Raw genomic sequence first — 17,891 nt, 5'->3', positions numbered from 1 at the left:
AGAAATACGCGTTCCGCACTATTCTTAGATAGCGTTTTCCGATCAGCCCTGAATATGATTATTGTGCTCCATCACGTTATTAGAAATGAGATTCATTATCAAGTTGATAATATTAAATAATCCTGCCATTTTTAGATTAACGCGGTAAAACAACAGGATAGAAAAAACGAAAAATAAATTAACAGGTAACTAACTTAATAAAATGAATAACACAATCACAAAATAAACATTATTTACTCATATTATCTTCACAATGGTTAATGGCTATTTATATGCTTATCCCATATTTAATGGTCATAGGTATCGTATATTGTTGGTGGAAAATATTTCCCAGCGCAGCGGGAAATAGGTCAGGGATAGCCTGGAGATCTCTCACATTTTATCCGGTAAAGGAACGGGCTAACGGCGTAGAGTTGGCTAAAATAAAAGGATGCATCTGCGGAGCGTCACTCCATGAACATCCTCTCGTTTTCCCGATACGCTATCGTCTGCTTTGCCTGCCTTGCGACCCTGCAGTTCACCGCCGTGGCTTCTGCGGCGTCCACAGAAAAGAAACCGCCGTCCGATGAGGAACGAGAGACGCTGGAAGTCCATACGGAAGAGATGCTGAAGCCCTGGAAAGGCGATCTACCCGGCATGCTCGACCGGCGGGTGATCCGGGTATTAACTACCTACAGCAAGACCTTTTTCTTTATCGATAAAGGCACCCAGCGCGGAGCAACGCATGATATTTTTATCGAGTACGAACGCAGCCTTAACCAACAGCTGATGAAAGAGCAGAAGCTCAGGCATCGCCATCTGAAGGTGCGCATCGTCTTTGTTCCCGTAGCCCGCGACCGGCTCTTCAGCGAGCTCGAAGCTGGCAGAGGCGATATTATCGCCGCCAACCTCACCTTGACCGATGAGCGTAAACAGCTGGCGGACTTCACCGCGCCGGTCTACGCCAACGTCCAGGAGCTGCTGCTGAGCGCCCCGGGAACCCCGGCGGTAAGCAGTCTCGAGCAGCTTTCTGGTAAGAAAGTCTATGTGCGCCAGTCCTCCAGCTATTACCAGAGTCTGCTAGCCCTCAATGCACGCCTGGCCAAAGCTTCGCAGCCACCGGTAATTATCGAAACCGTTCCGGAATCGCTCGAGGATGAAGATCTGATTGAAATGCTGAACGCCGGCCTGATCCCACTGACCGTCGTTGACCGCCATATCGCGTTGTTCTGGCAGCAGGTTTTCCCCAAAATTCAGGTCCACAAGGATATTGTGCTACGCGACGATGCCAGCATCGGCTGGGCAGTACGTAAGAACAGCCCACAGCTTCTCGCCTCGCTGAATAGCTTTATCAAAGCCAACGGTCAGGGCAGCAAGCTGGGCAATACTATTCTGCTTCGCTACCTGAAAGACGCGAAATATGTCAAAAATGCCGCCGCCCAGAAGGAGCGACGCAAATTTTTAACCATGGTGGATATTTTCCGTAAATATGGCGATGAGTATGATGTCGACTGGCTGTTAATGGCGGCGCAGGGCTATCAGGAATCACGCCTTAATCAATCGGTTCGCAGCCACGTCGGCGCCATCGGGGTGATGCAGGTGATGCCACGGACCGGCAAAGAGCTCAAAGTCGGAGATATCAACAAGCTGGATCCGAATATTCATGCCGGGGTGAAATACATGCGCTGGATGATCGATCGCTACTATGGTGACGAGCCGATGACGAAACTCGATAAGGCGCTCTTTTCATTCGCCTCTTATAACGCCGGCCCGGCGCGGATCGCCCGTTTACGTACAGAGACCCAAAAACGCGGTTTTGACCCTAATATCTGGTTTGGCAACGTTGAGTACCTGGCCGCAGAAAAGATCGGTTCCGAGACGGTGACCTACGTCAGCAATATCTATAAGTACTACATCGCCTACCGGCTGATCATCGATGAGATGGCGCGTAAGCAGCAGGCTACCGCAGACGCCAGCTCGACGGGCACAGACGCGAAGAGCCAGGCTACACCTGCCACACCTGCCACACCTGCCACACCTGCCACACCTGCCACGCAGTAAGTTGAGACAGATGAGCGATCGACAGGCATAAAAAAAGCCCCGATAAACGGGGCTTTTTATCATTTGCTAACAACCGCGACTAAGGCTGGCCTCAGAACGGGATATCGTCATCGAAATCGATCGGCGGTTCGTTAGACGGTGCGGCCGGAGCCTGCTGCTGCGGACGAGACTGCGCGCCGCCGCTGAACTGGTTGCTGCCACCCTGCGGCTGCTGAGGCTGACCCCAACCGCCCTGCTGCTGGCCACCCGCTGCCGGAGCGCCACCGCCCTGACGGCCGCCCAGCATCTGCATGGTGCCACCGACGTTGACCACGATCTCCGTGGTGTATTTTTCTGCACCGGACTGATCGGTCCATTTACGGGTACGCAGCTGGCCTTCAATGTAAACCTGCGAGCCTTTACGCAGGTATTCACCAGCGACTTCAGCCAGTTTGCCGAACAGCACAACGCGGTGCCATTCAGTCTGCTCTTTCATCTCACCGGTCGCTTTATCACGCCAGGATTCGGAAGTAGCCAGCGTAATGTTGGCAACTGCGCCACCACTCGGCATGTAGCGTACTTCCGGGTCCTGGCCCAGATTACCGACGAGAATCACCTTGTTTACGCCTCTGCTGGCCATGTTTGTGTCTCCTGAATGCGTTTCTTAATAGTGTAAACGCGCGAGTGTACCATTTCCAGGTGGTCTTTTGATAGCTGCGAAGAAGCTTCCAGATATCTCTCGCGGTCTGACATTTTTGCATATCCCATCGGAAAATGCATTCCAATACTGTATATTCAAACAGGTTAAATTGTGTCATAATTAGCCGTTTCTGCCGTTTGTCCTTCTAACAAACCAGGCAATCCGCGTATCTACCGGGAAAGGTGAATGGATAAGATCGAAGTTCGGGGCGCCCGCACCCATAATCTCAAAAACATCAACCTCGTCATCCCACGCGACAAACTAATTGTCGTCACCGGGCTGTCAGGATCAGGCAAATCATCACTGGCTTTCGACACGCTGTATGCCGAAGGACAGCGCCGTTACGTTGAATCGCTTTCTGCCTATGCGCGCCAGTTTCTGTCGCTGATGGAGAAACCGGACGTCGATCATATTGAAGGACTGTCGCCTGCGATTTCCATCGAACAGAAATCAACGTCCCATAACCCGCGTTCCACCGTCGGCACCATCACCGAAATTCACGACTATCTGCGTCTGCTCTACGCGCGCGTCGGTGAGCCGCGTTGCCCGGATCACGATGTCCCTCTGGCGGCACAAACCGTCAGCCAGATGGTCGACAACGTACTCTCTCAGCCAGAAGGCCAACGCCTGATGCTGCTGGCACCAATTATTAAAGAGCGTAAAGGTGAGCACACCAAAACGCTGGAAAACCTCGCCAGTCAGGGCTATATCCGCGCGAGGATCGACGGCGAAGTCTGCGATCTCTCGGATCCACCTAAGCTGGAGCTGCAAAAGAAGCACACCATCGAAGTGGTTATCGACCGCTTTAAAGTGCGCGACGATCTGTCACAACGTCTGGCCGAATCTTTCGAAACCGCTCTCGATCTCTCCGGCGGTACCGCCATTGTCGCCAATATGGACGACGCCAAAGCGGAAGAGCTGCTGTTCTCTGCCAACTTCGCCTGTCCGATTTGCGGCTACAGCATGCGTGAGCTGGAACCTCGCCTGTTTTCATTCAACAACCCGGCGGGGGCCTGCCCAACCTGTGACGGCCTGGGCGTCCAGCAGTACTTCGATCCTGAACGCGTGATTCAGAACGTCGAACTGTCGCTGGCAGGCGGCGCGATCCGCGGCTGGGATCGGCGTAACTTTTACTATTTCCAGATGCTGAAATCGCTGGCAGAACACTATAAATTCGATATCGAAGCCCCCTGGGGAACCCTCAGTGCCGACGTGCAAAAGGTCATTTTGTATGGTTCAGGCAAAGAGAATATTGAATTTAAATACATGAACGACCGGGGCGACACCTCGGTACGCCGCCATCCGTTCGAAGGCGTGCTGCATAACATGGAGCGCCGCTACAAAGAGACCGAATCCAGCGCGGTGCGTGAAGAGCTGGCGAAGTTCATCAGCAATCGTCCGTGCACCAGCTGTAACGGTACCCGTCTGCGTCGCGAAGCCCGTCATGTGTTCGTCGAGAACACGCCGCTGCCGACCATTTCCGATATGAGCATTGGCCATGCGATGGATTTCTTCACTAACCTGAAGCTCTCCGGCCAGCGGGCGCAAATCGCCGAAAAAGTGCTGAAAGAGATCGGCGACCGCCTGAAGTTCCTCGTTAACGTCGGCCTGAACTACCTGACGCTCTCGCGTTCGGCAGAAACGCTCTCCGGCGGTGAAGCCCAACGTATTCGCCTGGCCAGCCAGATTGGTGCCGGGTTGGTTGGCGTGATGTACGTCCTGGATGAGCCTTCCATCGGCCTGCATCAGCGTGACAACGAGCGTCTGCTCGGGACGCTGGTTCATCTGCGTAACCTCGGGAATACGGTGATTGTCGTCGAGCATGACGAAGACGCCATCCGCGCCGCGGACCACGTGATCGATATCGGCCCTGGCGCCGGGGTTCACGGCGGCCAGGTGGTAGCGGAAGGGACGCTGGAAGCAATCATGGCGGTCCCGGAATCCCTGACCGGCCAGTACATGAGCGGCAAACGCAAAATTGAAGTGCCGAAGCAGCGCGTGCCGGCCGACCCGGAAAAAGTGCTGAAACTTACCGGCGCCCGCGGCAACAACCTGAAAGACGTGACCCTGACGCTGCCGGTAGGGCTGTTTACCTGTATTACCGGAGTCTCCGGCTCGGGTAAATCGACGCTGATCAACGACACCCTGTTCCCGATTGCCCAGCGCCAGCTTAACGGCGCGACCATTGTCGAACCGGCGCCCTATCGCGATGTGCAGGGCCTGGAACACTTCGATAAGGTCATCGATATCGACCAAAGCCCGATTGGCCGGACGCCGCGTTCGAACCCGGCCACCTACACCGGGGTCTTCACGCCGGTTCGTGAACTGTTCGCCGGCGTGCCGGAATCACGCTCACGCGGCTACACGCCGGGGCGCTTCAGCTTTAACGTTCGCGGCGGGCGCTGCGAAGCCTGCCAGGGCGATGGCGTGATTAAAGTCGAAATGCACTTCCTGCCGGATATTTACGTGCCGTGCGACCAGTGCAAAGGCAAGCGCTATAACCGTGAAACGCTGGAGATTAAGTACAAAGGCAAGACCATCCACGAAGTGCTGGATATGACTATTGAAGAAGCTCGTGAGTTCTTTGATGCCGTACCGGCGCTGGCGCGTAAGCTGCAAACGCTGATGGACGTCGGCCTGACCTATATCCGCCTTGGCCAGTCGGCCACTACGCTCTCCGGTGGCGAAGCCCAGCGCGTGAAGCTGGCGCGCGAGCTGTCCAAACGCGGCACGGGTCAGACGCTGTATATTCTCGATGAGCCCACCACCGGCCTGCACTTTGCGGATATCCAACAGCTGTTGGAGGTGCTGCATCAGCTGCGCGATCAGGGCAACACCATCGTGGTGATTGAGCACAACCTGGATGTCATCAAAACCGCGGACTGGATCGTTGACCTCGGTCCTGAAGGCGGTAGCGGCGGTGGCGAAATCCTCGTCTCCGGAACGCCAGAGACCGTGGCCGGGTGCGAGGCTTCGCACACGGCACGCTTCCTTAAACCTTTACTGGGTTAATCAGCGTGAAAGCTGCTGTCGGGTCGGTTCCGACAGCAGCCGGACTGCCTGCTGGTATGAGGCATCGACCAGATAGTAGATTTGTGAGTCCGGCAGTGCGCCATCAAGAAACACCGTACTCCAGTGGGCTTTATTCAGATGTCTGCTGGGGCGGATATCGACGTGCTGCTCTCGCAACAGTTCGGCAAGTTCAGGGCTGGCTTTCAGCGAGACAGCCGGTCGCTTATCTTCCACCTCTTTCACCAGCGCAAACAGCACGTCCGACACCTTAATCTGCGTGGCCTTCCAGTCGCTGTGCACGCTTTGCTCCGCGCCCGGTTTCGCCATGCAGTACAGCAATAAATCCGAAATTGTCATCTGTTATTCCCCCGTTGGCGTCGCGACATTCTGCCGCTAAGCGCCGTGAATACGATGTTCCCCTGGTCTGGCAATGGCGTGCTGGCGCAGCAGAGGCAGTGTGTCAGGTGACGCGTGGAGATGTTGAGCCTGACGTCAGCATTGACGGATGCGACCCCAATGATTCTTGTCGCGAATGAGTCCTTCTAAGTGTGCAGCAATAAGTGAAAAGGTAAAACCTCCCCACCCGCTTTTTTGTACAAAAAAACGGCAGCTTATGCGCTGCCGTATTCTGTGCTATCTGCTGTTACCGAATCCGCCCGTCAGTACTCGGAATTGACCACCACTTCTTCGCCCAGCACCCCGGCCATCGGCAACGGTTTATACGAAGAGTTTGACGCGCGCAGTACGCGAATGCCGCGGGCCCCCGCCTCACGCGCGGCTGAGATATCATTATCGGAATCGCCGTAGAAGACCTTGATGTTCTTCTCTTTCAGCCATTGCGTTTTGGTATTCTGGCCCGGCTTGTCGCCGGCAAAGATCACCGGGTTCATGTTGGCCGCCGGGATCAGGAAATCATCCTGCAGCGTTTTTGAGACGGTTTCGGTTTTGGTCTGGCTGCGTCCGGTGACGAAGTAAATGCGATCGCCGCGTTTCACATGCATCGCAATGAGATGGCGCGCCACTTCTTTCGGCATACTGAACTCATCCCAGCCATTGTTCATTTTTTCCCAGAACTCAGGGTTTTTCAGGTAATCATCGTTGCCAGGCGAAAAGGTTTTCTGCCCGCGCCAGAACCCCGGACTGGAAAAGAGGACGGTATCGTCAATATCAAACCCGACGGCAAACGGCTCACGGCCTAACAGGCTGTTTTCAATTTGCGCCACGGAGACCCAATGGATGGGAGCTTGTTCAGCGAGTTTAGCGACGTTAGTGCCGGTTGACAGCGGCTGGGGCGTTGAGGCCTGAGCCATAACGCTGCCGTTCAGCGTGAACAGTAAGCAGATGGCCGACAAGGCCAGAGTCATCTTGCGCATAGTTATTATCCCTTCAGGCGTCATCCTTCAAGCGACCGCTATGCGGTTTACCGGGTTCCGACCACGGCATGACTTGAATGACAGTGTGTCAAAACAGCCTAATCGTTATAGTTTTCAATCATGTGGCTGCTTAGCAATAGGCTATGACCTTAACCCCGACATCTATTGATGCAAAGGATTATCTGCTTATATGTCATAGAAAAAGAGAATGATCACACTTCATGAAGGGCATTGCCCCTTCCATCAGGCCGGAAAGGGCAATGAACTGGCGGGGCGTTAAATCACGGCGGAGAACGCTTTCGCCACGCGCTGCACGTTGCGTGAGTTGAGACCCGCGACGCACATACGGCCGCTGGAAATCAGATACACGCCAAACTCTTCGCGCAGACGGTCAACCTGTGCTGCGCTCAGGCCGGTATAGCTGAACATCCCACGCTGCTTCAGCAGGTAGTCGAAATTCACATCCGGCACCGCCTCTTTCAGAACGTTCACCAGCTCCTGACGCATCGCCAGAATACGAGTACGCATCGCTTCGACTTCGGCCAGCCAGCTGGCTTTCAGCGCGGCGTCATTCAGCACCATCGCAACCACCTGGGCGCCAAAGTTTGGCGGGCTGGAGTAGTTGCGACGCACGGTCGCCTTCAGCTGTCCCAGTACGCGGTTAGCGGTATCGGAATCTTCACAAACCACCGACAGCCCACCAACGCGCTCACCGTACAGCGAGAAAATTTTCGAGAAGGAGTTGCTGACCAGCATCGGCATGCCGGTGCTGGCAATCGTGCGGATCGCGTAGGCATCATCGTCCATGCCAGCGCCAAAGCCCTGATAGGCGATGTCGAGGAACGGAATCAGGTTGCGCGCCTTCAGCACGTCCGCGATCTGATCCCACTGCGCATGGTTCAAATCAGCGCCGGTCGGGTTATGACAGCACGGATGCAGCAGCACAATGTCACGTTCTGGCAGCGTCTGCAGTTTTTCCAGCAGCGCGTCAAAACGCACGCCGTTGGTTTCGCTATCAAACCAAGGGTAAGTACTTACTTCGAAGCCAGCCCCTTCAAATATGGCAATGTGGTTTTCCCAGGTCGGGTCACTGACCCATACACGGGAGCCCGGGAAGTAGCGTTTCAGGAAATCGGCGCCAACTTTCAATGCGCCGGAACCGCCCAGCGTCTGGATGGAAGCAACGCGCTGCTGTTGCAGTACCGGATGTTCCGCGCCAAACAGCAGCGGAGCGATGGCATTGCGATAGGCATTCAGCCCTTCCATCGGCAGGTACAACGAGGCGCCATGCGGCTGCGCGTTCAGGCGCGCTTCCGCTTCAGCAACCGCCTGTAGCTGCGGGATAATCCCGTCTTCGTTGTAATACAAGCCGATGCTCAGGTTTACTTTGTCACTACGTGGATCTTCTTTGAAACGCTCCATTAAGGAGAGAATGGGATCGCCAGCGTAGGCGTCAACTTTTTGAAACACGCGATGTTTCTCCGGGTTTACGAGAGGCAGGAAATAACACAATAAACCGGAAGCAGAAGAAGATCGAGAGGATGTTGGCCAATAGTCGACGGCGAGCGAGTGCGGTACGGACGGTCAGTTTCCCCGGCTTGCGGCGTAAACGCCTTAGCCGGGCTAGCGGATCGCCCGCCTTCAGAGCCATAAAACCCTAAGCGCAGCGGCGGGTTTAATCCACGAACGTCATCGAGACTCTGGAAGTCAGCCGCGTAATAAGTTCGTAAGCACTCACTTTCGTGAGCGCAGCGATGCGCTCAACCGGCAGGCCTTCGCCCCACAGCACCACCGGATCGCCGGATTTGTCCTGTGCCGCAGGGCCCAGGTCGACGCAAATCATGTCCATCGCTACACGCCCGACAATCGGCACTTCGCGACCGTTTACCAGCACCGGTGTGCCGGAGGCCGCCGCCCGCGGGTAACCGTCGCCATAGCCCATCGCCACCACACCAAGACGTGTGTCTCGTTCGCTGACCCAGGTGCCACCGTAACCTACCGGCTCACCCGCTTTATGGTCACGCACGGCAATCAGGCTTGAGGTCAGCGACATCACCGGCTGACAGCCAAAATCAGCGCCGGTAGACGGGCTATCCAGCGGCGAGACACCGTATAAAATAATGCCCGGGCGCACCCAGTCGAAATGCGACTGTGGCCACAGCAGGATCCCACCCGACGCCGCAATGGAGCGCAGGCCAGGCTTGCCTTCAGTGAAAGTGGTGAAAATATCCAGCTGACGTTCTGTGGCGCCGCACTCAGGTTCGTCGGCGCGCGCAAAGTGGCTCACCACATTGACCGGCTGACGCACGTTTTTACATTGGCTCAGACGCTGCCAGAACGCTTGTGCTTGTTCCGGCAATACGCCCAGGCGATGCATCCCGGTATCCAGTTTCATCCAGACGGTGACCGGTTCAGGCAGTTCGGCCTGCTCCAGTGCTTCCAGCTGTTCCAGGCTGTGTACCGCCGTTTGTAACTGTTGTGCGGAAATCACCGGCAGATCGGCGGCATCAAAAAAACCTTCCAGCAGCAGGACCGGCTGGGTGATACCACCGGCGCGCAGGCGCAGAGCCTCTTCGAGACGGGCGACGCCAAAAGCATCGGCATCAGGGAGCGTTCGCGCGGTCTCAAGAAGACCGTGTCCGTAAGCGTTCGCTTTCACGACTGCAACCAGCTTGCTGGCGGGCGCCAGCTCACGTAGACGTTGCAGGTTGTGTCGCAGAGCGCGGCGGTTAATGACTACAGTTGCCGCTTGCATTTAAATTCCTTAGAAATTATTCATCATCATACTGGGGTCCTGCGTAATTATCGAAACGCGACCACTGACCATTAAACGTCAAACGTACTGTCCCGATGGGGCCGTTACGCTGTTTACCAATAATAATTTCCGCGATGCCTTTCAAATCGCTGTTCTCGTGATAGACCTCATCACGGTAGATAAACATGATTAAGTCGGCATCCTGCTCGATGGAACCTGATTCACGCAAATCGGAGTTAACCGGGCGCTTATCCGCACGTTGCTCCAGCGATCGGTTAAGCTGCGACAGCGCCACCACCGGCACCTGCAACTCTTTCGCCAGCGCCTTCAGTGAACGGGAAATTTCCGCGATTTCCAGGGTACGGTTATCGGAGAGCGACGGCACGCGCATCAGCTGCAGGTAGTCGATCATGATCAGGCCGATACCACCGTGTTCACGGGCGATGCGTCGCGCACGGGAGCGCACTTCCGTCGGCGTCAGGCCGGAGGAGTCGTCGATATAAATATTGCGTTTTTCCAGCAGAATACCCAGCGTGCCGGAGATACGCGCCCAGTCTTCATCATCCAGTTGGCCGGTACGAATGCGGGTCTGATCGACCCGCGACAGCGACGCCAGAGAACGCATCATGATCTGTTCCGATGGCATCTCCAGGCTGAAAATAAGTACTGGTTTATCCTGCAACATCGCCGCATTTTCAACGAGGTTCATCGCAAATGTCGTCTTACCCATTGAAGGACGGGCAGCGACGATAATCAGATCCGACGGCTGCAGGCCGGCGGTTTTTTTGTTCAGGTCGTCATAGCCGGTATTCACCCCAGTGACGCCGTCATGCGGCTGCTGGAACAGTTGCTCAATACGCGCTACGGTCGCATCAAGGACATCGGCGATATTTTTCGGGCCTTCGTCTTTGTTGGCACGGCTTTCCGCAATCTTGAATACCCGGGATTCCGCCAGGTCGAGCAGGTCTTCACTGGTGCGGCCCTGCGGATCGAAACCCGCCTCAGCGATTTCATTAGCGACCGAGATCATCTCTCGGACAACCGCACGTTCACGTACGATATCCGCATAGGCGCTGATATTCGCCGCACTTGGTGTGTTTTTCGACAGCTCAGCCAGATAGGCAAAGCCCCCGACGCTGTCCAGTTGCCCCTGACGCTCCAGCGATTCCGCCAGCGTAATCAGGTCAATTGGGCTGCCCGTTTCCTGCAGGCGCGCCATCTCAACAAAGATATGGCGGTGTGGGCGAGTGTAGAAATCTTCCGCCACCACACGCTCGGCAACGTCGTCCCAGCGCTCGTTGTCCAGCATTAAACCGCCCAACACCGACTGTTCCGCTTCAATCGAGTGCGGCGGTACTTTCAACCCGGCGACCTGATAATCGCGCTCACGGGGTTCAGTCTGTGGTTTGTTGAAGGGTTTATTTCCTGCCATAGTGAATGGAGTTACCGAGATAAAGAGTGGGTCGAAAGATTACCATATTTTTCTTATGGAGGGAGCATGGCAACGCGTATTGAATTCCACAAACATGGTGGCCCGGAAGTGCTTAACGCGGTGGAATATATCCCCGCGGAACCCGGTGAAAACGAAATCCAGGTAGAAAACAAAGCCATCGGTATTAACTATATCGACACCTATATTCGCAGCGGTCTCTATCCGCCGCCGTCCCTGCCGAGCGGACTGGGAACCGAAGCCGCAGGCGTGGTGACCAAAGTGGGTCGCGCCGTGCCCCATATCCAGCAGGGCGACCGCGTGGTCTACGCACAATCGTCCCTCGGCGCCTACAGCTCTGTACACAACGTCCTGGCGGACAAAGCGGCCCTGTTACCGGATGAAATCTCCTTTGAGCAGGCCGCCGCCTCGTTTTTGAAAGGGCTAACGGTCTATTATCTGCTGCGTAAAACCTACGAAATCAAACCCGGAGAGCCGTTCTTGTTCCACGCTGCCGCCGGTGGCGTCGGGCTGATTGCCTGCCAGTGGGCGAAGGCGCTGGGCGCAAAACTGATCGGTACCGTCGGCAGCGCACAGAAAGCACAGCGGGCGAAGCAGGCCGGCGCCTGGCAGGTGATTAACTACCGCGAAGAGAATATCGTTGAGCGCCTGAAGGAGATAACCGAAGGGAAAAAAGTCCATGTGGTCTACGATTCCGTGGGCAAAGATACCTGGGAAGCGTCTCTTGATTGTCTGCAACGTCGGGGGCTGATGGTCAGCTTTGGCAACTCCTCTGGCCCGGTCACCGGCGTAAACCTGGGGATCCTTAACCAGAAAGGTTCGCTGTTTGTCACTCGCCCTTCTCTGCAAGGTTATATCACCAACCGTGATGAGCTGGAGCAAGCCAGCCGCGAGCTGTTTTCATTGATTGCCAGTGGGGCAATTAACGTTGACGTAGCGGACAGCCAGAAATATGCCCTGACCGATGCCCGACGCGCGCATGAGGTGCTGGAAAGTCGTGTAACCGAGGGCTCGAGCCTTCTGCTGCCGTAATCCTTCACTTCAGTAGTTTGTCGTTCGAAGGCATATGACGGGTGGCTCTCCCTAAATAATTCGGGCTACAGGCAGGCGGCAAGAGAACGAATCCCCGGGAGCTGACAGGAGTCAGTGACTGGGGTAAGTGAGCGTAGCCAACGCCCCTGTAGTCTGAAGTATGACGGGTGGCTCTCCCTAAATAATTCGGGCTACAGGCAGGCGGCAAGAGAACGAATCCCCGGGAGCTGACAGTAGTCAGTGACTGGGGTAAGTGAGCGTAGCCAACGCCCCTGTAGTCTGAAGTATGACGGGAGAGGGAGAAAAGTTTAGGGCTTCCACCTGGGAAGCCCTTACTTTTTTTTGTTCGGCTGTATGTAGGGTACAGCGCGATGAATTCATTAACGCGCTAATAGTGACAGATTTAATAAGCAAAGCCTACGCTGTTTTATGCAAATATCTTCAGGTTGTGATGCACCGCTCAATACCTTAGTAACGCCAACGGTTATTCCCACGATAACGGTTGTCAACAGGCGATTTTATCGCCCGAACCACCCATACCACGACAACTGCCAGCAGTAGCCACGGCAGCAGTTTAATCATTAATGCAAACAGCCCGCCCACGAACATCAGTGCGGTCGCGACCACGATGGCGGCGATAATACCCAGTAACGACACGCCGGTAACCAACAGCATGACAAAAAAGCCTATAACGAATAAGAGTTCCAGCATCGTCTTCTCCCCAAAGAAATGTCTATGCAACTTCTTTGGATATTACAAAAATCATGCCAAACATAAAGCATTGAATATAAAGAAAAATGCCCCGCATGATTTATGCAGGGCATGGTGAATTTGACCAGGTTTTAGTGAAAAATTAACGTTTATCCGCAACCAGTTTCAGCGCGTGTTCCAGCACGTTAATATCGGCACCGGCTTTATGCGCATTCTCGCTCAGGTAGCGACGCCACTGGCGTGCACCCGGGATCCCCTGGAACAGGCCCAGCATATGGCGGGTAATATGGCCCAGGTAAGTACCGTTGCTCAACTCACGTTCGATATACGGGTACATTGCGCGTACCACCGCAACCGGATCGGCATCGGCGCCATCACAGCCAAAAATTTCGCGATCGACTGACGCCAGGATCCCTGGGTTCTGATAGGCCTCACGCCCTACCATCACGCCATCCATATGCGCCAGGTGCAATTTCGCCTCTTCCAGCGATTTAATACCGCCGTTGATCGCCATGGTCAGATGAGGAAAGTCACGCTTAAGCTGATATACACGCGGGTAATCCAGCGGCGGGATCTCACGGTTTTCTTTCGGGCTCAGGCCAGAGAGCCACGCTTTACGGGCATGGATGATAAACATCTCGCACTCGCCCTTCCCGGAAACGGTATTGATGAAATCACACAGGAACTCATAGCTGTCCTGATCATCAATGCCGATACGCGTTTTTACCGTCACCGGAATCGACACCACATCGCGCATCGCTTTAATACAGTCGGCGACTAGTTGGGCATTACCCATCAGGCAGGCGCCAAACATGCCATTCTGGACACGGTCGGACGGGCAGCCAACGTTCAGGTTGATCTCATTGTAGCCGCGAGCTTCCGCCAGTTTCGCACACTGCGCCAGCGCCGCCGGATCGCTACCACCCAGCTGCAGTGCTAGCGGATGCTCCTCTTCGCTATAGGCCAGGTAGTCGCCTTTGCCGTGAATAATCGCCCCGGTGGTGACCATTTCGGTATACAGCAGCGTTTGCCGCGACAGCAGACGCAGGAAGTAACGGCAGTGCCTGTCTGTCCAGTCGAGCATTGGCGCAATGGAAAAACGGTGGGCGGCAAAAGCGTGAGAAGTTGATTCTGGCATCATGGCGAATAAACAGGCATCCGGGTAAAAAGGGGCGCTACTATAGCACAAAGATACAGCACAGGCGCATAGCGCCGGCGCGGGCGCTTTGCACCTGATACACGGGCTATCGCCTGCGCGGTTTGCCGTCGTGCGGGCCGAAAAATTGCGGCGGATGGTCGACCCAGCGATCCTGACGCGTCGCGGCATACTCCGGGTTAAGCGGATAATAGATGCGATTGAATTTTTTGTTCGCCTCGCCCACCACCAACAGGCGCACCTCCTGTTCAGTGTTATTCAGGAAGGTGTGGCATACGCCGGTGCCGGCGGGAAATCCAACGCTATCACCAGGCTCCAGCTTCCACAGATAGCCGTTAATCCAGACTTCAGGGTACCCCTCCAGCACGTAGATAAACTCTTCTTCATCACTTTCAGCGTGGGGATAAGAAGTCCGACGGCCCGGCGGTAAACGCTCATGATGGATCCCCAACCGGTTCAGCCGTAACCCACGCGCCAACGGCGCGCCGATGGAAAAGCGCTCTGGGTTATTGGGGTAAGTAGCGTCATCGGGCCCTTCGAGTTCATGCCAATGTCGAATGCAATCAGGTCGTTTCATCGTTTTCTCCCGAAAATGAGATGCATCAGGTATAGCACAAGCTGCCGGTTCTCGGCGTTTTGCCTGGATCGTGATAAAGTAACAACTTCACACTCGGGCGGCCAGAGGATGCTCATGAATAAGACCACTTCGCAAGAATTGTTAGCGCATGCTGAAAAGCTCTGTGCACAGCGCGGCGTGCGCCTGACTCCCCAGCGCCTGGAAGTATTGCGCCTGATGAGCCTGCAGCAAGGGGCGATTAGCGCCTACGATCTGCTCGACCTGCTCCGCGATAAAGAGCCGCAGGCTAAGCCCCCTACGGTCTATCGTGCGCTGGAGTTTCTGCTTGAGCAGGGGTTCGTACATAAGGTGGAATCAACCAACAGCTACGTGCTGTGCCATCTGATCGATCAGCCGACCCATACCTCCGCGATGTTTATCTGCGATCGCTGCGGCGTGGTGAAAGAAGAGTGTGCCGAAGGGCTGGAAGATATTATGCATACCCTGGCTGCCAGAATGGGCTTCGCGCTGCGTCATAACGTGATTGAAGCACATGGCCTGTGTGCCGGCTGCGTCGAAGTCGAAGCCTGTAGTACGCCGGGGCACTGCCAGCATGACCACACGATTCTGATTAAAAAGAAAGCCCGCTGAGGCTTGCGCCAGAGCGGGAATCAGGGTTGTCGGTACCTCCGTGTACCGCACGGGCAGGCAATAACAAAGGGTCAGAACACTGATGTGCTCCGCTACCAGCGGTGGTCGTTTTTACGTTCCCACTCAGACACTTCTTTCTCGGCCTGATCTTTGGCAAATCCGTAACGTTCCTGGATTTTACCCACCAGCTGGTCACGCTTACCCTCAATGACCGTCATGTCATCATCGGTAAGCTTACCCCATTGTTCTTTCGCTTTACCTTTCAACTGTTTCCAGTTACCGCCGATTTCGTCTTTGTTCATCATTCAGTCCTCATCGTTCGGTGGGTTAACAGCCCGCTGCGTGCCGGACATAACGTTAACTATAGTTAAGAATTCTGGGTTTAATTTATTATTCGGAATCTTTAACCATTCACACGATAAAAACCGCGACAAACCATTATGAAAACCAGGTGCCGTGCTGCCAGTGTCGCCGCCAGATCAGCGCCAGCGACAGGCCGCGCAGCGCAAGGAAGACCGCCAGCGCCAGCCACAGTCCGTGGTTACCGAGAACCGGTAGCGTCAACAGCGTCAGCGCAAACCCAGCCGCCGCCACCGCCATGCTGTTACGCATCTCGGCTCCCCGCGTTGCACCGATAAACATGCCATCCAGCAAATAGCACCACACGCCAATTACCGGCAGAACCACCTGCCAGATCAGATAGCGGTCGGCCAGCTGCTGCAGTGAGGGGATCGAGGTTAACAGCGCGATAATGTACGGCCCCGCCACGGCGTAGATCGCCGCAAATATCAGCGCCACCATCCCCGACTGACGGCAGGCTGCCCGCCAGACCTCAAGCAGCTGACTGCCATCGCGCGCGCCATAGGCCTGCCCGGAATGGGCTTCGACGGCGTAGGCAAAGCCATCCAGCGCATAGGCGGTGAAGGTCAGCATCGTCATCAGGAGGGCATTAACGGCGACGATATCGCCCCCGAGACGGGCCCCGAAAACGGTCACCGCCCCGAAGCACAGCTGCAGCAGTAGGGAGCGCAGCATAATATCGCGGTTTAATGCCAGCAGTCGCCGCACATCCCCACGCCAGGCATTCTTCAGCATGCTGAATGACACACCACGCAGCACCAGCACGTGCCTTGCCATCAATAGCCCGATGATAAAGGTGACGTATTCAGCGGTCACCGTCGCCAGCGCAGCCCCCTGTACGTTCATGTGCAGGCCCATCACCAACCAAAGGTCGAGGACAATATTCAAGAGGTTGCCGACCACCAGCAGGATCACCGGTGCGCGGGCATACTGCACGCCCAGCAGCCAGCCAAGCAGCACCAGATTTGCCAGCGAGGCCGGCGCGCTCAGCCAGCGAATATCCAGGAAGCGTTGCGCCTGTTCCAGTACCGCCTCATTGCCGCCAACGATATGCAACGCCAGGTCAATCAGCGGTGCCCGGAACAGGACAATCAGCAGACCGGCCCCTAAAGCCAGTCCCAGCGGCTGCACCAGCGCCCGCGCCAGACGGAGAGGGTCTTTTGCGCCAAAGGCCTGAGCCGTCAGACCGGTGGTGCTCATCCGCAGGAAAAGCAGCAGCATGAAAAGGAAACTGGTGGCCGTGGCACCCACCGCAACGCCGCCGAGATAAACCGGGCTGTCGAGGTGGCCGATAACGGCGGTATCAACCAGCCCCAGCAGCGGGACGGTGATATTGGAGAAAATCATGGGTAGCGCCAGGCGCCACAGGGCTTTATCAGCGGCGTGAAAGAGCATAGGAAAGAGCCTGACTAAGAGAAGACAGCGCAGCATCATCCATCAGACGATGCTGCGTGGTGAAGGTGTTACAGCCACTCTCCGTTGCGGATCACGCCAACGGCCAGCCCTTCGATAGTGAAATTTTGTTCGCGCAGATTCACCACGATCGGCGAAAATTCGCTGTTTTCTGGCAGGAGTTCGACGATGTTACCCTGCTTTTTAAGGCGTTTAACCGTCACTTCTTCGTCGATACGCGCTACGACAACCTGGCCGTTACGCACATCCTGTGTTTTATGCACAGCCAGCAGATCGCCGTCCAGGATACCGATGTCTTTCATCGACATACCGCTAACACGCAGCAGGAAATCAGCATTCGGCTTGAACATCGCCGGGTCCACCTGGAAATGGCCTTCGATATGCTGCTGAGCCAGCAGCGGCTCACCGGCGGCCACGCGGCCGATTAACGGCAGACCGGGTTCTTCTTCCGTCAGCAGACGAATACCGCGGGAGGCACCAGAGATAATCTCAATTGCGCCTTTACGCGCCAGCGCTTTCAGGTGCTCTTCCGCCGCGTTTGGAGAACGGAACCCCAAGCGCTGAGCAATTTCCGCACGCGTCGGCGGCATGCCCGTCTGGCTGATATGATCCCGAATGAGATCAAACACCTCTTGCTGCCTGGTCGTTAACGCTTTCATCCCGCCCCCTGGGTGTATATACAGTTATGCTGTGAGTATATACA

General features: G+C 55.6%; 16 protein-coding genes. 4 read left to right on the top strand and 12 right to left on the bottom strand.

Translation table 11 applies throughout. The annotated features are described in order from the left end of the window. The first annotated feature begins 453 nt into the window (after positions 1-453). Positions 454-2,040 carry a transglycosylase SLT domain-containing protein gene (locus tag ACMYSO_RS15515; RefSeq protein WP_434665718.1) on the top strand — a complete coding sequence of 529 codons (1,587 nt, stop codon included), beginning with the start codon at positions 454-456 and terminating at the stop codon, positions 2,038-2,040. 91 nt (positions 2,041-2,131) lie between these two features. Here ACMYSO_RS15515 and ssb1 read toward each other — a convergent pair whose 3' ends face one another. Further along, positions 2,132-2,659, bottom strand: coding sequence for a single-stranded DNA-binding protein SSB1 (ssb1, locus tag ACMYSO_RS15510; RefSeq protein ID WP_434665715.1), 528 nt, complete (start codon positions 2,657-2,659; stop codon positions 2,132-2,134). Between the two features lie 246 nt (positions 2,660-2,905). Between ssb1 and uvrA the strand changes: the two genes are divergently transcribed. Beyond that, positions 2,906-5,731: an excinuclease ABC subunit UvrA gene (gene uvrA, locus ACMYSO_RS15505; RefSeq protein WP_434665712.1), complete on the top strand. Its 2,826-nt coding sequence runs from the start codon at positions 2,906-2,908 to the stop codon at positions 5,729-5,731. Here uvrA and ACMYSO_RS15500 read toward each other — a convergent pair whose 3' ends face one another. The 5 genes from ACMYSO_RS15500 to dnaB all read right to left on the bottom strand — a co-directional run bounded on the left by ACMYSO_RS15500 (position 5,732) and on the right by dnaB (position 11,291). Then, complete coding sequence (locus tag ACMYSO_RS15500; protein WP_123757750.1) at positions 5,732-6,088, bottom strand: MmcQ/YjbR family DNA-binding protein; 357 nt, start codon at positions 6,086-6,088, stop codon at positions 5,732-5,734. It abuts the gene before it with no gap. A gap of 302 nt (positions 6,089-6,390) precedes the next feature. Then, positions 6,391-7,104, bottom strand: coding sequence for an acid phosphatase AphA (aphA, locus tag ACMYSO_RS15495; RefSeq protein WP_434665709.1), 714 nt, complete (start codon positions 7,102-7,104; stop codon positions 6,391-6,393). Positions 7,105-7,380: 276 nt separating this feature from the next. After that, complete coding sequence (gene tyrB, locus ACMYSO_RS15490) at positions 7,381-8,574, bottom strand: aromatic amino acid transaminase (protein ID WP_434586787.1); 1,194 nt, start codon at positions 8,572-8,574, stop codon at positions 7,381-7,383. A gap of 205 nt (positions 8,575-8,779) precedes the next feature. Further along, the gene (alr, locus tag ACMYSO_RS15485) at positions 8,780-9,859 is read right to left on the bottom strand and encodes an alanine racemase (RefSeq protein ID WP_434665707.1); all 1,080 of its coding nucleotides are present in this window, start codon (positions 9,857-9,859) and stop codon (positions 8,780-8,782) included. Between the two features lie 16 nt (positions 9,860-9,875). Next, complete coding sequence (gene dnaB / locus ACMYSO_RS15480; RefSeq protein WP_434586790.1) at positions 9,876-11,291, bottom strand: replicative DNA helicase; 1,416 nt, start codon at positions 11,289-11,291, stop codon at positions 9,876-9,878. 66 nt (positions 11,292-11,357) lie between these two features. On the opposite strand from dnaB, the gene ACMYSO_RS15475 reads away from it, so the two are divergent. After that, positions 11,358-12,341 (top strand): quinone oxidoreductase, encoded by a 984-nt coding sequence (locus ACMYSO_RS15475; protein ID WP_434665704.1) that lies wholly within the window; start codon positions 11,358-11,360, stop codon positions 12,339-12,341. Positions 12,342-12,809: 468 nt separating this feature from the next. On the opposite strand, the gene pspG is transcribed toward ACMYSO_RS15475, so the two are convergent. The 3 genes from pspG to ACMYSO_RS15460 all read right to left on the bottom strand — a co-directional run bounded on the left by pspG (position 12,810) and on the right by ACMYSO_RS15460 (position 14,785). Continuing rightward, positions 12,810-13,052 (bottom strand): envelope stress response protein PspG, encoded by a 243-nt coding sequence (gene pspG, locus ACMYSO_RS15470; RefSeq protein WP_434665701.1) that lies wholly within the window; start codon positions 13,050-13,052, stop codon positions 12,810-12,812. Positions 13,053-13,194: 142 nt separating this feature from the next. Next, positions 13,195-14,193, bottom strand: coding sequence for a tRNA dihydrouridine(20/20a) synthase DusA (gene dusA / locus ACMYSO_RS15465; RefSeq protein ID WP_434665700.1), 999 nt, complete (start codon positions 14,191-14,193; stop codon positions 13,195-13,197). A 103-nt stretch (positions 14,194-14,296) separates the two neighbouring features. Then, a complete protein-coding gene (locus tag ACMYSO_RS15460; RefSeq protein WP_123757741.1) occupies positions 14,297-14,785 on the bottom strand; it encodes a cupin domain-containing protein in 489 nt (162 codons plus the stop codon). Between the two features lie 114 nt (positions 14,786-14,899). On the opposite strand from ACMYSO_RS15460, the gene zur reads away from it, so the two are divergent. Then, entirely contained in the window at positions 14,900-15,415 is a 516-nt protein-coding gene (zur, locus tag ACMYSO_RS15455) for a zinc uptake transcriptional repressor Zur (RefSeq protein WP_123757740.1), read from the top strand. Between the two features lie 92 nt (positions 15,416-15,507). Here zur and ACMYSO_RS15450 read toward each other — a convergent pair whose 3' ends face one another. From ACMYSO_RS15450 to lexA, 3 genes are all read right to left on the bottom strand, one after another. Next, complete coding sequence (locus tag ACMYSO_RS15450; RefSeq protein WP_434670821.1) at positions 15,508-15,717, bottom strand: CsbD family protein; 210 nt, start codon at positions 15,715-15,717, stop codon at positions 15,508-15,510. A 136-nt stretch (positions 15,718-15,853) separates the two neighbouring features. Further along, a complete protein-coding gene (gene dinF, locus ACMYSO_RS15445; RefSeq protein WP_434665699.1) occupies positions 15,854-17,170 on the bottom strand; it encodes an MATE family efflux transporter DinF in 1,317 nt (438 codons plus the stop codon). A 68-nt stretch (positions 17,171-17,238) separates the two neighbouring features. Beyond that, positions 17,239-17,847: a transcriptional repressor LexA gene (gene lexA / locus ACMYSO_RS15440; protein WP_004856448.1), complete on the bottom strand. Its 609-nt coding sequence runs from the start codon at positions 17,845-17,847 to the stop codon at positions 17,239-17,241. Between the last annotated feature and the right edge of the window lie 44 nt (positions 17,848-17,891).

Origin of the sequence: Klebsiella sp. B345 (assembly GCF_051131735.1) — a bacterium.
Lineage (GTDB): Bacteria > Pseudomonadota > Gammaproteobacteria > Enterobacterales > Enterobacteriaceae > Klebsiella.
The sequence above is the reverse complement of the archived record's forward strand: the minus strand, read 5'-3'. Positions and strand labels throughout refer to the sequence as shown.

What these genes read in the sequence shown, in the direction of transcription:
- aphA (WP_434665709.1), bottom strand. Translation starts at nt 7,104, where the DNA reads ATGCGCAAGATGACTCTGGCCTTGTCGGCCATCTGCTTACTGTTCACG.
- ACMYSO_RS15450 (WP_434670821.1), bottom strand. Translation starts at nt 15,717, where the DNA reads ATGAACAAAGACGAAATCGGCGGTAACTGGAAACAGTTGAAAGGTAAA.
- ssb1 (WP_434665715.1), bottom strand. Translation starts at nt 2,659, where the DNA reads ATGGCCAGCAGAGGCGTAAACAAGGTGATTCTCGTCGGTAATCTGGGC.
- dnaB (WP_434586790.1), bottom strand. Translation starts at nt 11,291, where the DNA reads ATGGCAGGAAATAAACCCTTCAACAAACCACAGACTGAACCCCGTGAG.
- uvrA (WP_434665712.1), top strand. Translation starts at nt 2,906, where the DNA reads ATGGATAAGATCGAAGTTCGGGGCGCCCGCACCCATAATCTCAAAAAC.
- lexA (WP_004856448.1), bottom strand. Translation starts at nt 17,847, where the DNA reads ATGAAAGCGTTAACGACCAGGCAGCAAGAGGTGTTTGATCTCATTCGG.
- ACMYSO_RS15475 (WP_434665704.1), top strand. Translation starts at nt 11,358, where the DNA reads ATGGCAACGCGTATTGAATTCCACAAACATGGTGGCCCGGAAGTGCTT.
- ACMYSO_RS15500 (WP_123757750.1), bottom strand. Translation starts at nt 6,088, where the DNA reads ATGACAATTTCGGATTTATTGCTGTACTGCATGGCGAAACCGGGCGCG.
- ACMYSO_RS15460 (WP_123757741.1), bottom strand. Translation starts at nt 14,785, where the DNA reads ATGAAACGACCTGATTGCATTCGACATTGGCATGAACTCGAAGGGCCC.
- ACMYSO_RS15515 (WP_434665718.1), top strand. Translation starts at nt 454, where the DNA reads ATGAACATCCTCTCGTTTTCCCGATACGCTATCGTCTGCTTTGCCTGC.
- dinF (WP_434665699.1), bottom strand. Translation starts at nt 17,170, where the DNA reads ATGCTCTTTCACGCCGCTGATAAAGCCCTGTGGCGCCTGGCGCTACCC.
- pspG (WP_434665701.1), bottom strand. Translation starts at nt 13,052, where the DNA reads ATGCTGGAACTCTTATTCGTTATAGGCTTTTTTGTCATGCTGTTGGTT.
- zur (WP_123757740.1), top strand. Translation starts at nt 14,900, where the DNA reads ATGAATAAGACCACTTCGCAAGAATTGTTAGCGCATGCTGAAAAGCTC.
- dusA (WP_434665700.1), bottom strand. Translation starts at nt 14,193, where the DNA reads ATGATGCCAGAATCAACTTCTCACGCTTTTGCCGCCCACCGTTTTTCC.
- alr (WP_434665707.1), bottom strand. Translation starts at nt 9,859, where the DNA reads ATGCAAGCGGCAACTGTAGTCATTAACCGCCGCGCTCTGCGACACAAC.